16 protein-coding genes are annotated in these 13,258 nt (G+C 57.3%); 5 read left to right on the top strand and 11 right to left on the bottom strand.

The genetic code is table 11. The features are described from left to right. Positions 1–4: 4 nt before the first annotated feature. From gspN to gspG, 8 genes are read right to left on the bottom strand one after another with little or no spacing between them, the layout of a single operon-like run. Complete coding sequence (gene gspN, locus ACFPDR_RS04115) at positions 5–751, bottom strand: type II secretion system protein N (protein WP_376910607.1); 747 nt, start codon at positions 749–751, stop codon at positions 5–7. Next, on the bottom strand, positions 748–1,299 hold the full coding sequence (gene gspM / locus ACFPDR_RS04110) for a type II secretion system protein GspM (protein WP_376910605.1): 552 nt from the start codon (positions 1,297–1,299) through the stop codon (positions 748–750). Before gspM ends, gspN begins: the two co-directional genes overlap by 4 nt. Further along, positions 1,296–2,261, bottom strand: a complete 966-nt coding sequence (locus ACFPDR_RS04105; RefSeq protein WP_137431215.1) for a GspL/Epsl periplasmic domain-containing protein — start codon at positions 2,259–2,261, stop codon at positions 1,296–1,298. Before ACFPDR_RS04105 ends, gspM begins: the two co-directional genes overlap by 4 nt. A gap of 4 nt (positions 2,262–2,265) precedes the next feature. Next, a complete protein-coding gene (gene gspK / locus ACFPDR_RS04100; RefSeq protein WP_035271940.1) occupies positions 2,266–3,126 on the bottom strand; it encodes a type II secretion system minor pseudopilin GspK in 861 nt (286 codons plus the stop codon). Beyond that, on the bottom strand, positions 3,123–3,722 hold the full coding sequence (locus ACFPDR_RS04095) for a PulJ/GspJ family protein (RefSeq protein WP_376910603.1): 600 nt from the start codon (positions 3,720–3,722) through the stop codon (positions 3,123–3,125). The genes gspK and ACFPDR_RS04095 overlap by 4 nt, the downstream gene beginning before the upstream one ends. Continuing rightward, positions 3,719–4,078: a type II secretion system minor pseudopilin GspI gene (gene gspI, locus ACFPDR_RS04090; protein ID WP_009460075.1), complete on the bottom strand. Its 360-nt coding sequence runs from the start codon at positions 4,076–4,078 to the stop codon at positions 3,719–3,721. The genes ACFPDR_RS04095 and gspI overlap by 4 nt, the downstream gene beginning before the upstream one ends. Further along, positions 4,075–4,545, bottom strand: coding sequence for a prepilin-type N-terminal cleavage/methylation domain-containing protein (locus tag ACFPDR_RS04085; protein ID WP_026484756.1), 471 nt, complete (start codon positions 4,543–4,545; stop codon positions 4,075–4,077). Before ACFPDR_RS04085 ends, gspI begins: the two co-directional genes overlap by 4 nt. 1 nt (position 4,546) lies before the next feature. Further along, on the bottom strand, positions 4,547–5,017 hold the full coding sequence (gene gspG, locus ACFPDR_RS04080; protein WP_203145521.1) for a type II secretion system major pseudopilin GspG: 471 nt from the start codon (positions 5,015–5,017) through the stop codon (positions 4,547–4,549). Positions 5,018–5,144: 127 nt separating this feature from the next. Here gspG and ACFPDR_RS04075 point away from each other — a divergent pair, with 127 nt between their 5' ends. Further along, complete coding sequence (locus ACFPDR_RS04075) at positions 5,145–5,585, top strand: hypothetical protein (protein WP_009460079.1); 441 nt, start codon at positions 5,145–5,147, stop codon at positions 5,583–5,585. 55 nt (positions 5,586–5,640) lie between these two features. Beyond that, positions 5,641–6,774, top strand: coding sequence for an HPP family protein (locus ACFPDR_RS04070; protein WP_009460080.1), 1,134 nt, complete (start codon positions 5,641–5,643; stop codon positions 6,772–6,774). Between the two features lie 99 nt (positions 6,775–6,873). On the opposite strand, the gene hppD is transcribed toward ACFPDR_RS04070, so the two are convergent. From hppD to aspA, 3 genes are all read right to left on the bottom strand, one after another. Continuing rightward, positions 6,874–7,950 (bottom strand): 4-hydroxyphenylpyruvate dioxygenase, encoded by a 1,077-nt coding sequence (gene hppD / locus ACFPDR_RS04065; RefSeq protein ID WP_026484753.1) that lies wholly within the window; start codon positions 7,948–7,950, stop codon positions 6,874–6,876. Between the two features lie 267 nt (positions 7,951–8,217). After that, positions 8,218–8,967, bottom strand: coding sequence for a sulfite exporter TauE/SafE family protein (locus ACFPDR_RS04060; RefSeq protein ID WP_376911058.1), 750 nt, complete (start codon positions 8,965–8,967; stop codon positions 8,218–8,220). Between the two features lie 147 nt (positions 8,968–9,114). Continuing rightward, positions 9,115–10,533: an aspartate ammonia-lyase gene (gene aspA / locus ACFPDR_RS04055; protein ID WP_009460082.1), complete on the bottom strand. Its 1,419-nt coding sequence runs from the start codon at positions 10,531–10,533 to the stop codon at positions 9,115–9,117. A gap of 840 nt (positions 10,534–11,373) precedes the next feature. Between aspA and ACFPDR_RS04050 the strand changes: the two genes are divergently transcribed. The 3 genes from ACFPDR_RS04050 to ACFPDR_RS04040 all read left to right on the top strand — a co-directional run bounded on the left by ACFPDR_RS04050 (position 11,374) and on the right by ACFPDR_RS04040 (position 13,256). Beyond that, the gene (locus tag ACFPDR_RS04050) at positions 11,374–11,931 is read left to right on the top strand and encodes a MarR family winged helix-turn-helix transcriptional regulator (RefSeq protein ID WP_021446953.1); all 558 of its coding nucleotides are present in this window, start codon (positions 11,374–11,376) and stop codon (positions 11,929–11,931) included. Between the two features lie 111 nt (positions 11,932–12,042). Beyond that, positions 12,043–12,645 carry a DUF2946 family protein gene (locus ACFPDR_RS04045; protein ID WP_251197155.1) on the top strand — a complete coding sequence of 201 codons (603 nt, stop codon included), beginning with the start codon at positions 12,043–12,045 and terminating at the stop codon, positions 12,643–12,645. A 20-nt stretch (positions 12,646–12,665) separates the two neighbouring features. After that, complete coding sequence (locus tag ACFPDR_RS04040) at positions 12,666–13,256, top strand: NUDIX hydrolase (RefSeq protein WP_009460085.1); 591 nt, start codon at positions 12,666–12,668, stop codon at positions 13,254–13,256. Positions 13,257–13,258: the final 2 nt, after the last annotated feature.

Below are 13,258 nucleotides of genomic sequence, written 5' to 3'. Positions count from 1 at the left end.
ATCGTTATTCCTGCTTGCTAGTCGTTGTGGCTATTCGCCATTGGGTCACACCCTGACGCTGAGGCCCCAAGGCCTCCAGTAACTCTTTGAATCGTTGATCGTCGGCTTGTTTGGCTTGGGCGCGTCCTTCAAACAGCCCACCATCCGGCCCCCACTGACCTTGACCTGCCAAGGTCAAATCCCCCGCCAAGGTACGCAGGCTTAACTGCACGCCCTGCCCCTTGCGGCTGACTGCCAATTGGTAATCACCCAACTCGGCCTGGGCCGCCAGCGCGGAGCGTGCATTACGCCAATCCAGCTCCAGCAACGGCCCGTTTTCAGCGGCCAGAGCCTGACTGGGCCAGCGCAGCTGCAATTGCCCTTGCGGTTGCACGGTCTGCAACAAAGGATGCAAACGTCCTAACAGCGCGGCGGGAGCGATCAGGCTTTGGCCCGAAATACGCCAACCTTGCAGGCTGGCTTGCAGGCGCACAGGCTGATCCAGCCAGCCATGGCTCAACTCCATTTGCGGCCAGGGTGCCAAACGCCAACGCCAGCTGACAGGGCCGGGAACAGTGCGGGCCAACAGACCCGAGCCCACGACCAGCAAGCCTTGACCGGAGGCCAGGCTGCCATGGGCGGTTTCCAGCCGTAGCGGCAACTGCTCGGGCTGCCAGGCCAGCATCATGCGGGCAGGCAGAAAGGGCACGGCGGCCAGCAGCAGACACAGCGCCAGCAAAACCCACCCCATGATCTTGGTCAGCTTTTTCATGAAGGCTCTCCTGCACGCAGCACAATGCGGCCATCCAGCAGACCGGCGCGTTCACGGCTATCGACCACAGAGCGACTCATGCTGACTTCCTGCACGGCAAAGCCCAGCACGCGGGGGGCGTGCATCAGCCAATCCATCAAGGCAGGAGCGGCCACAGCCTGGCAGACCAGAACACGTTGCTCGGCCTGTGACTGCTCTGTCTGACACTGGGTACCCAAGGTCTGCAAGCTGCGCTGCAACGCCTTGTCTTGCCCTTGTCCATCCACAGGCGCTACCAGCTCTTTATCCAGCACCTGAATCTGCGCCAGCACGGTTTGCAGTTGCGCCATCTCGTACTGCAGGCGGGGCAGCTCCTGTTTTGCCAGAGCCAGATCACGAACGGCGGGACGTAGCAGCAGCAACCACAGCAACATCAACACCAGCAAAGCACCCAGGACCGACAAGGCCAATTGATCCCGACGGCCCAAGGCTTGCCAGTACTGTCTTGCCAGGGCGAGCTTGCTTTGTACGGTCAGCCATACAGGCTGGAGTGCGGTGAATTTGCTCATTGCGGCGCCCCCTGCTGGCTGGCTGCTTGCGCTGCTTTGCTGAAACCAATTTCCCATTGGCGGGCAGACTCGCCCTGCTTCCACTCCAGATCCGATTCAGCCGGCAAAGGCTGCGCGGCCAGTTCGCTGGCCAGCGTCAAATGCAATTGCTGATCTTTGAAACTCAATGCCCGCACCTGTCCTTGCAAAGCAGGCCACTGCACGGCGCTGGCCATCAATAAACGATCAAAGGGAGCCGAGGCCGGGCTTTTCTCGGTCAGCAAACCATCACGATGCTGTCTGGCCTGCGTCAAGGGTGCAACGATAACGGGCAGGTGTGGCAAGGCTTGCAGAACCGCCTGCTCCATCTGGGTCTGTACCTGTTTCATCTGTGATCGCAACGATTGCGCCTGCTGCTGCAAGACCAAGGTCCAGCTCAAGATGGCGGCCAAAGTCCACCACAGGCTTTGTCGTAGCACGCTGCTACCACCATTCGACGCCATCTCTGGCATCAGCAAGGAGCAGGCCGGCACCGTCAAGTTTTGGCCCTGGCCCTGCCTGTCTTGTTCATGGCCATCGGACCAGGCGTAAACCCCGCTCAAAGGCAGTCCCAACTGACGCGCCTGCTCCCCCAAAGCCAGCAAAGGCTGGCGCTCCGTCCAGGCCAATTGACTCATCCCGGACGGCCCCGGTGCCGAACAGGCCACCCACACCTGTTCGATAGGACTCAAGCACATAGGCTCGACCGCACTACACGCCACAGCCTGCCGCCGCGAGGCGCTGACCGAGGGAATACGCGCTTCCGTCACCGTCGCCATCCCTGCAGGCAGGACCAGTTCCAAAGAGCGGGCCAGGCCCTTGAACTCCTGCACCTCTCCCCGTCCACGGCGCAATACCCTGGCGCGCTTGTCCCGCAGCACAAAGTCCACCGGCTGATCCAGCCTTGGCGGAGAGTCCAAATAAATACGCAGCACTTTGCTCATCACTTCAACGAATCCAGACAATCCGGCTGCGGTCCGCAGCCCTGTTGATCAGGGCCTGGGTTGCCACCCGGCTATGGTCAAGTCGTAACTCGCCACTTAATAAAAACCATTCACTGCGCACGCTCAGCGTTTGCCCCTCCAGCGCCTCCTGACGTTGGAGGCGGGCCTGCACATCGGCCTGATCCCGAAACCACTGGCCCCGGTCGCGCTGCTCCAAGAGGCCACGCCATTCCACCAGGCTGACGGAAGGCTGCACGGCCGCCAGCACCTGGGCACTGGCGGTATTCACGTTCACGGATTTGGCTTGCGGCAAATAGCTCAGATATGGCTCCAGCTGCTTGGCCTGTTGCTCTGCATTGGGAAAGAAGTCCTGCAAATGAGAGGGCCAAGGCGCTTGCCCGGCCTGTGCCCGCTCCAATCGCTGGGCCAGCTCCAAAGCCAAAGAGGGTTCCTGCTGCACACTGCCCAGCAATTGCTCCAATGCCTGCACATAGCGGGCCTGAATGCGGCCATCGCGCAGCAATAAAGCCAGATTGAATTTGCCCTGCTCATCCTGGATATAGCCGGAGAAGTACGCCGCACGGGTCTTGTCCGGAGTCTCTATCTTCAGCTCGCTCAGGGCCTGCGCCCACAGTCCACCTTTGTGCGTCACAGCGGAGCGCTGCGAGTCCAGACGCAAGACCAGCACAGCCCAATCCAGCGCGCCGCGCAGCAACCAGTTGGCCTGCATGTAATCGCGCTCGCTGGCCAACTGGGTTGCCAGCCCACTTTGACGCTGGACGATGCCCATGGTGGCAATGGACACTGCCATCACGACCACCAGCGCATTGATCACAGCCATGCCTTGTTGAGATGCCCGTTTCATAGCAGCATCACCACTTTGCGATACGGTTGCTCCTGCCCTTCCAACTGCACTGTCAGTTCTATGCCTGTAGCGGCTGCCCCGGCTTGATCGGGCCACGGCCAGCTTTGCCAGCCACGCGCCGGAATCCAGATACGCAAGTTCCAGGCGGTGACCTGCTCCAGCACATCTTGCAAGGGGCCCAACTCGGGCAAGGGGTAAACCGTTCCTGCCTGGGCAATAGCCCGTTGCAACACGCCTTGCTGCAAACGCCATTGAATCTGCTGGGTTCCCGCTCCGGCTTCGGCGCGACGTTCAATCATCAGAATGGCCGGGCCTTCACCCTTGGCCTGCCAGCGAATACTGGCGGGCAACACCGCCATCGCCCCCGTCGGATCCGCAGGACCTGGCGCGGTGGGCAGATGCAACTCCAGATCCCGGCCCATTTGGGACAAGACATTGAACAAGGCCTGGGTCTGGCGCGCCTGTCGGCCAAGCTGCTCATCCGCGTGCAAGACCGCATCCAGGCCACGCCAGGACATCAGGCTGATCAAGGCCATGATGGTCAGGGCCACCAACATTTCCACCAAAGTGAAGCCTTCCTGGCCAGCGTCTGTCATGGCAAGGACGCCAAGGTCGCGTGCAACTCGGCCAGCACGGGGCCTTTGGGCATGGAAGCCTGGACCGTTACCTGACGAAAGAAACGATTGGCCGTGGCTTGCACGGTTTGCTTGCACTGCAAATTAAGAGGCCCCTGGCGACACGGCACCACGGTTTCACCCGGTTCGGGAAACAGGCGGCGCAAGCGCATCTCGGCCACCACGCCATCAACGGCCAGCAAGGCCAGGCTGCGCTCATGCATGGCCTGGCTACCAGAGGCGCTAAGGCCCAGTGCGCGCAATCCGGCGGTCAAGGCCACCGAGACGATCGCCAGCGCAATCAATACTTCAATCAAACTCATGCCACGCTCTGTCATGACTGCACATCAAAACGGCCCGTCGGATCGCTGCGTAAATGCAGGACTTCGTGACCATCATCCAGCTCCAGCTGACGCGGCGCGGACAACCATTCATTCACAAAAACCCACGGTCCCGCCGGCTCCAGGCGCACACGCACTGATTCCAAAGTCCAGGATCGTTGAGGAAACAACTGGGCAAAGCGGGCCTGATCGCGCAGCCAGCCCGGTGTGGGGCTGGCACCATCCGTAGCGTCCGGGATCAAGCTGAAGCGATAGCCCTGCTGATCCGCACTCCAGGCGACGCTACGCCCGCTTTCACGCACGTAGCTTTGCAGTTCGGCCAGACGCAGAGCCAGTTGACGGGCTTCTCGCTGTATCCCCTGATCCCGGTCCAGCACCAGCACGCTTAAACCGGCGCTGCTGACAATGCCCACGATCAGCAAGACCACCAAGGTCTCGATCAAGGAAAAGCCCCGCTGAGCCACATCAGTCCCAATTGCCTATGTCGGCATCACTGCCCGACCCACCGGCCTGCCCATCCGCCCCCAGCGAGAACACATCAATCTCGCCATGAACGCCGGGTTGCAGATACTGGTACGGATTGCCCCAAGGGTCGTTGGGCAGGCGGTCCATATAAGGACGCCAGTTGCGTGGCTCGGGAGGCTGGGTGGGACGCTGATGCAGTGCCGCCAAACCTTGAGCGGTACTGGGGTAACGGCCGTTATCCAGACGGTACAGCTTCAGGGCCTGTGTCAGGGCAGCAATATCCTGACGAGCGGCGACGGCACGTGCCTGATCGGGACGGTCCATCAGACTGGGGACAACCAGGGCCGCCATAATGCCCATGATGACCACCACCACCATGACCTCAATCAGAGAAAAACCTTGTTGAGCGCGGGACTGAACAGAGCCGGCCAAACGGCGTGCCGGACAGCGAGATAAAGTAGATCGAGACATGAAGGAAATAAGCTACCCAAAAAAACCCAAGCTCTTGTCATACGGGCTTCATGCAGCACACGCACACTAAGAGCCCTTAAGACAGCCATCTCGGCCGTCTGCCAAAGCACTATGCGATGCAGTCTAAATGGGTATTATTTCCGCCATATTTCCGTCACATCTTTGGTTGCGTCTGTGTCAGGCCGGTATCGCTCTGGCCCTGATCAATTTGCTGATCAACCTGTTCCTGCCCTCGGATGGGACCATTGCGCCAGTACTGGAAGAAGACCACCGCGAACAGATCAGCACGCAGCAAATTGCGCAGTGGTTTGGAGGCAGCACCGCGCTGCCCGAGTTGCGTTTGCATGGCATGATCGTAAGCGGCCAGTCGGGGGCAGCCCTGCTCAGCATCAATCAACAGCCGGTACGTGCGTATCGCCCTGGCCAGGAGCTGGCACCGGGTGTGCTGCTGGATTCGCTGCAACGCGAACACATTGTGATTACGGTAGATGCCGTGCCTCAACAAATCGCCACCGAGCGCAAAGGCCCCGCCATCATTCCCGGTATCCAGCAAGGGGCTAAGCCCTGAATTGAAGAGTTAGCAGTATGATTTAAAGCTGTCTTTCTTCTTCACCCTGGTGGGTATGCCTGCTTTACTTCGTCACTGGTTTGACAGCCTGCGCCCCAAGTCGCTGGCCATTGCACGCCCTGAAATGCTGCGTGCGACGCTAGGCGCCACGCTTAGCGTGTTGTTGGTTTCCTCTCTTAGCCTGTACCTGTCGGATTTTGCACATACGCATCATTGGTTGGTGGCGTCCCTGGCTGCCAGCGCCTTGCTGATTTTTCTGGTGCCAAGCAGCCCGTTGGCACAGCCCTGGAACATATTGCTGGGCAATCTGGTGGGCGCACTCACAGGCATTACCTGCGCAGTGCTGCTCCCTCATCCGATTGCTGCCATTACGATGGCCGTCTGCGTTGCCATGCCCATCATGCTGGCCCTGCGCTGCGTGCATCCTCCCAGTCTGGCAATGGCGGTCTTTCCCGCTCTGAATGGTATTCAGAACTACGACTTCGTCCTGTTTCCGGTGCTGTTTGACTCCTGCGTGCTGATCCTTCTGGGCATGCTGTACAACCGCCTGACCGGCGTGGCTTATCCGCCGGTACATAAACCCGCAACACGCCCAGCCGCCACGCCAGCCCGCTTTACGGACCAGGATTACGATGCGGCTTTAAGCCACTACAACCAGACGCTGAACATCAGCCACGATGATCTGGAAAAGCTGGTCAGCTATGTGCACCAGTCTGCCTTCCGACGCAATCTGGGCACACGCCGCTGCTCCACCCTGATGAATGATGCGCCTCTGTCCTGCCTGGTCAGTACGCCCTTGCAGCAAGCCTGGGACATGATGCGCGAGCGCAAGATCAAGGCCTTGCCCGTGCTGGATCAGAACAAGCACGTGATTGGCATCCTGGCCCTGTCGGACTTCTTGCAACGCGCCGGACTGGATCAGCCGGATAATCTGCGCCAGCGACTCAAGCGCTTCTTGAGCCCCCGACAACGTGCAGCCCCCACAGTGGCCGAGATCATGACTGCGCCTGCCGTCACCGCCAACGCAAACTGGTCGGTGGCAGAGCTGATTCCCTTGTTCAGCCAGGGCCGCCACCGTCACATGCCTGTGGTCAATGACCATAAAGAGTTGGTAGGCATGATTACCCAATCTGACCTGATGCTGGAGCTGTTCAGAATCCTGCAGCCACCACGCGGCAAGCAGGACTGAATATAAAGATTCAGCCCAAAAAAAATCCCCACTGTTTGCCATCGCCAAACAGTGGGGACAGATCAGCACCCGTGCGTCTTACACAGGCGCAGAACCTTGTTACTCGGCCTGCAAGACACCCCGGCGCAACTGATCGCGCTCGATAGATTCAAACAAGGCCTTGAAGTTGCCTTCACCAAAACCATCATCGCCCTTGCGCTGAATGAACTCGAAGAACACGGGGCCCATCAAGGTTTCAGAGAAAATCTGCAGCAAGAGACGGCGGTGGCCACCTTCCGATGTTCCGTCCAGCAAAATGCCACGGCTTTGCAGCTCTGCGGTGGGTTCACCGTGTGCAGGCAGGCGGCCTTCCAGCATCTCGTAATAGGTTTGTGGCGGTGCGGTCATAAAGCGCATGCCCATGGCCTTGAGCTTGTCCCAGGAGGCGATCAGATCGTCGGTCAGGAAAGCCACGTGCTGAATGCCTTCACCATTGAACTGCATCAGGAATTCTTCGATCTGGCCCGAGCCCTTGGCAGATTCCTCGTTCAGGGGAATGCGGATTTTGCCATCGGGGGCGGTCATGGCCTTGGACGTCAGGCCGGTATATTCGCCCTTGATGTCGAAATAGCGAATCTCGCGGAAGTTGAACAGGTGCTCATAGAACTGGGCCCAGTAAGCCATGCGGCCGCGATACACGTTATGGGTCAGGTGATCGATCTCTTTCAGGCCCGCGCCCACGGGATGACGATCCACGCCGTCCAGGTAAACGAAGTCAATGTCGTAGATGGAGTTGCCTTCACCAAAGCGGTCGATCAGGTACAGAGGGGCACCACCAATACCCTTGATGGCAGGCAGACGCAGTTCCATCGGTCCGGTAGGAATATCGACAGGCTGGGCACCCAGTTCCAGCGCGCGCTCGTAGGCCTTTTGCGCATCGCGCACGCGGAACGCCATGCCGCAGGCCGAAGGGCCATGCTCGGCGGCGAAGTAAGCCGCGTGGCTCTTGGGCTCTTCATTCAGGATCAGGTTGATCTCGCCCTGGCGATACAGGGACACTTTCTTGGAGCGGTGTACCGCCACTTTGGTGAACCCCATCATCTCGAAGACAGGTTCCATCACACCAGGCTGGGGAGCGGCAAATTCGATGAACTCAAAGCCCATCAGGCCCATTGGATTTTCAAACAAGTCAGTCATAGCAGACTCCAGTTGCAATCAGGTAATCAAAGATGGCGTAAAACGCCTTGAAACTTGGGCTCAAGCCTTGCAGGGGGGCGCGCAGGATACCCCACGCACACTGCGTGCCAAGTGATCACCAAACAACAATTGAAATCCCAGAAACCTCACAGGCTCTGCTCCAGTGGGCGGGAAGCCGAAATGCATTCCCATCGCCGACATTTATTATCAGGTAAACAGGCCTTTTTTCGATATAGAGCATTACCCTAGAGGCTTCAATCACCTGCTCTAGCGCGCCAGCAGCTGGGGTACCGAAGAGACCAGCATCGCAATGCCGGACAGGGTCAGCAGACTTAAAACAAGGGCTCGAAACGTGCTTTGGCTAATGCCCACATACAGGCGCGCGCCCGCCAGCACAGGGATCAGCACAGCCAGCATCACCAGTCCTATAGACGGCAACATGGACGGCAGAATCGAACCGGAAGCAATATAGGCCAGCAAAGTTACCGACAAGGTCGCCAGATTGAAGTTTTGTATAACGGCGCGCTGCTCATCTTTGGTCAGCCCGGTCATGGTGGTCCACAAGGTAGGAATCACCCCCGTCATACCACCGAGCCCACCCATGATGCCGCCTATCAAACCCGACACGGCATTGGCCAGGCGGCTACGCACCCTCACATGGCCCAAACGGCTGGACATCAGCATGATCGGGCACCAGATCACCATCAAGGTTCCTAAAAACGCCTTGAATACGGCTGCATCCAGGAAAGGCAGCAAATAGGTCCCCAAAGGCACACCAATCAGGCCGCCGGCCAGAAACGGCAACAGGATCTGCCAATAAGAGGTACGCCGCCGGGTGAAGGCGGCAATCATCTGCCCTGTCCAGGCACCGCATACCGCCAGCACCGCCGCCAGTTGAGGCTCCAGAAACCAGGCCCAGCAGGACATGGCCACCATGCCAAAGGCAAAGCCCGACAAACCCTGCACAAAACCCGCCACAATGGCGCCAACAGCCACCGCCCAGTAAACCGACTCCATCATCCCCCGCTGCTCCTTGCCTGTAGACAAGCGACAGTATCTCTCTTTACGAATCGAGCGGGCAGAAAAAAGCCTCCACAATGGAGGCTTCCCAAACTGTTACCGGCGTCGGCCAAGACTGGCCAATCAGGCCTGGTTCAGATTGGTTCAGGCTGGGTCAGCAGCACGCAGATCACGAGGTTGGATCAGCGATTCGGCACGCAACACGTCATTCAGGGTCTCGGCATCCATCAAACCACGCTTGAGAACCACGTCACGAATATTGGTACCTGTCTGGAAGGCTTCGGCGGCAACCGAGGTAGCCGCTTTGTAACCGATGAACGGGTTCAAGGCGGTGACCAGGGAAATGGAACGCTCGATATTGCTTTCCAGGCATTCACGGTTGGCAGTGATACCTACCACGCAGAACTGGGTCAGCGTGTCGCAAGCATTGCTCAACAAAGCCATGCTACGCAGCAGGGAGTGAATAATCACAGGCTCAAACGCGTTCAGCTGCAACTGACCGGCTTCAGCAGCCATGGTCACGGTCATGTCGGCACCAATCACTTCAAAGGCAACTTGGTTGACCACTTCAGGGATCACGGGGTTGACTTTACCGGGCATGATGGACGAACCAGCTTGCACGGCGGGCAGACAAATTTCACCCATACCAGCACGAGGACCGCTGGAGAGCAGACGCAAGTCGTTGGACAGCTTGGACAGCTTGACGGCAGCGCGCTTCAACACACCCGACAGGTGCAGGAAACCGCCGCAATCCTGAGTGGCTTCGATCAAATCGTCAGAGACACGCAGTTGAACACCGGACAGATCGGACAAGGCAGCCACAGCCAGCTGAGCATACTCAGGGTGAGCCGTAATGCCGGTACCAATAGCCGTACCGCCCAGATTCACGTCACACATCAGCTTGCGCGATTCTTTCAGACGCACGATGTCTTCGTTGATCATGGTGGCAAAGGCGTTGAACTCCTGACCCAGGGTCATGGGCACAGCATCTTGCAACTGAGTGCGGCCAATCTTCATGTACGAGGAGAATTCCTCGGACTTTTTCAGGAAGGCGTCGCGCAGACGTTCCATGGCGGCAAACAGCGGGTCCAGCGAACGGTAGGCAGCCAGGTGCAAAGCCGTTGGATAGACATCGTTGGTGCTTTGGGCCATGTTCACATCTTCATTGGGGTGAAGATACTGGTACTCGCCGCGCTTGTGACCCATATGTTCCAAGGCCAGGTTACAGATAACCTCGTTGGCATTCATATTGGTCGAGGTACCTGCGCCGCCCTGAATCATGTCTACCACGAAATGCTCATGGCACTTGCCCGCTTGTACGGCCTGACATGCAGCCACAATGGCGTCGTGCTTATCCTGCTCCAGCAAACCCAGTTTGAAATTGGCCTGAGCAGCTGCCTGCTTGACCAGCGCCAGAGCATTAATCAGTTCCGGGTAAGTTGAAATAGGCGTACCGGTAATGTGGAAATTCTCCTTGGCACGCAAGGTATGAACACCATAATAGACTTCATCGGGGACTTGGCGGTCTCCCAGCAAATCATGTTCGATACGGAACTGACTCATAATTCCTTCGTTTCCTTAATAACGATAGCAAGACTTTTTTGATACGCCTCATACTCAATCCCGGACTACAAACGGAACAAAGCCCTACCATTTCTTGCGAACTTGGCAGGGGCTCGGGGACATGCTGGCAAATACCGCTAATAAGCTTTGGATAATGCTTGTATCCAATTCCGGAAAGCAAAGGCCCGTAAAAAACGGGCCTCTATTGCAATCCGCCAAGCGGGGTGAATGATCCAACCGCCTTTTTTGAAGGCATCGTCGAGCTCGGGAAGCGCTTTGAACATTGTAAACGCCGAGCGCTCACATGCACGTCGTTTTGCGGTTTTTCTTGAGTTGGGCCGCCTTCTCTTCCTGACTGACAGTTGAAAACTCGCTTAATTTAGCGGTGTATCTCCGATATAGCTCACTCATCATGTCTGTAACAAGAGTCTGGCGCTTTGGACACGAGCGTTGCGCGCTTGCATCATTTTGATGCGTTCAAGCCATAAGACTCACAACACAGGATCAAAAATCATCCCATGCTGCCTCGATAGGAAGTCCGGAAACCTTGCAGTTTGAGAAAAAAAGGAAGGCAAAAGAGTATACACAGGCTTTACGACTATTCTGTAAACCCATAGCCGCTTATACTGAAAAAAACTGGTCTTATTTTACTAAATGAAAATTCCTAATCAATAAAAGATGTTTAAATCAGTAAAAATGGAATTAAAAAATAAGATAAATTTCCACATTAAAAGCAGCGGCTCAGTAATAAAAGAAAGCAAACCCGTTTTTATTGGGTTTTATTGATTCTTTCTAAATAACTACTGCTCTTTGCCGCGCACTCCTTAACGGCACAGCACTATGAAATTACTCGATCTGAAATATCAAACTATCCTGAGCGAATCCCAACGCCAGGCCCACCCTAAAACCGAGGATATCGAACTGTGTTTACGCGTTCTGTCGCTGGCCTCCAGCATTAATCGCGCTTCCAGCTCTGTTCTGAACGAATTTGGTCTGTCCGAAGGACGTCTGGTTCTGCTGTTCTTGCTTAGCCGCCAACCCTCTGGCCTGAGCCCCGCGCTATTGGCAGAACAAGCTGGCGTGACCCGCGCCACCATCACCGGCCTGCTCGACGGGCTGGAACAGCAGCAATTGCTGGTACGCCAGAACAATACCTCGGACCGCCGCGTGCTCACTGTTAAACTCACCGAGGCCGGACAAGAGTTGTGCGAGCACCTGCTGCCCTATTACATCGAGTGGCTATCGGGCGTATTTAGTCATGTGCCCCAAGACGTGCGCGAACGCTTGTCCAATTTGTTATCCAAAGCCCTGCAAGGCAACGACACACCGGAAATCAAAGTTGAAAAGCCTCTTTCGCACACCATCCCCGGAACCATGCAGCGCAGTTATATGGCTTAAGGCACAAACTCGCCTTGCCCCAGGGTCGACCTTGTCGTCAACCCTACACCGTCAAGGGTGGCAACCGTATCGGTGCCACCCTTTGTTTTCGTCCCTGCAAGGCTGAAACTTATGGATGCTGCTGTTATAGATGCCATGAAAAAATGGCCCAATGTGCCCGCTGTCAGCGGGTATATCTCTTTAGATCAGTCTGGTCATTGGCGTCATCACCCGGCTGGCGATGCTAACCAGCACCCAGGGCAAGTGGGCGAGCGCATTGCTCACCAGGGTTTGTTGGCATTTTTCAACCGTAATTATCAGGCGGATGAACAAGGCCGCTGGTTTATCCAGAATGGTCCGCAACGTGTTTATGTCCGTCTGGACGCGGCCCCACTGATTGTTTCCCTGGCCCAGGATCAAGCCCATTTGCAAGACCATACTGGCCGTCCCGTTGAAACTATTCAGGCCTGGTACATCAGCGCTGAGGGCAGGCTCTATTTGCGCAGCTCCGCAGGCCCGGCCTTGTTAGCGGGCCGTGATGTTCCTGCCCTGCTGGATCAGTTACGCACAGATCAACACGGCCTGGAGAGTCTGGATCTGGAGCAAGCCCAGCGCAGCGAAGGCTGGTCCTTGCCCGCGTACCCACAAGCCTGTTCCCTGACAGTCTGGTCGTCCTGCGTGTCGCCCGCCGAGGAATTGGCGTATATTGTTTTGCCAGAACCCGATCCCAATTGAACCGCCATCACAGAATCTGCATGACCCAGCCATCCGCCTCTTTCTATTTCCCCGCCCCACGCACGCAAAACTTCTGCAATCAATGTGGCAGCAAATTGACACGCCTGGTGCCCCCGGACGATAACCGCATGCGTGATGTCTGCGAAAATTGCGGCGCGGTGCACTACCAGAATCCCCGCAATGTGGTCGGTATTGTGCCCATGTGGAAGGACGATCAGGTCTTGCTGTGCCGTCGCGCCATCGAGCCGCGCTACAACACCTGGACCTTGCCCGCCGGTTTCATGGAGCTGGGCGAAACGCTGGGGCAAGGCGCCTTGCGTGAAATGGGCGAGGAAGCGGGTGCGCAAGTCGAACCCGGCCCGCTCTTTACCGTTATCAGCGTGCCTTACGCTGAACAAGTTCACGTGTACTACCTGGCCAAAGTCATCAGCGACGTGCTGGACCCCGGTCCGGAGTCCCTGGAAGCCCGTTTCTTCCACCTGGACGACATCCCTTGGGACAACCTGGCTTTTCGCACCGTAACCGCCACCCTGGAGCGTTACGTCGAAGACCACAAGGCAGGCCGCTTCCAGATTCACGAATTTGATATCGCCCCCCGCGACCACGGCTGATC

Source organism: Alcaligenes sp. GCM10023179, from assembly GCF_042653705.1.
GTDB classification, from domain to species: Bacteria; Pseudomonadota; Gammaproteobacteria; order Burkholderiales; family Burkholderiaceae_B; genus Alcaligenes; species Alcaligenes phenolicus.
This window is presented reverse-complemented; position numbering and strand designations above follow the sequence as displayed.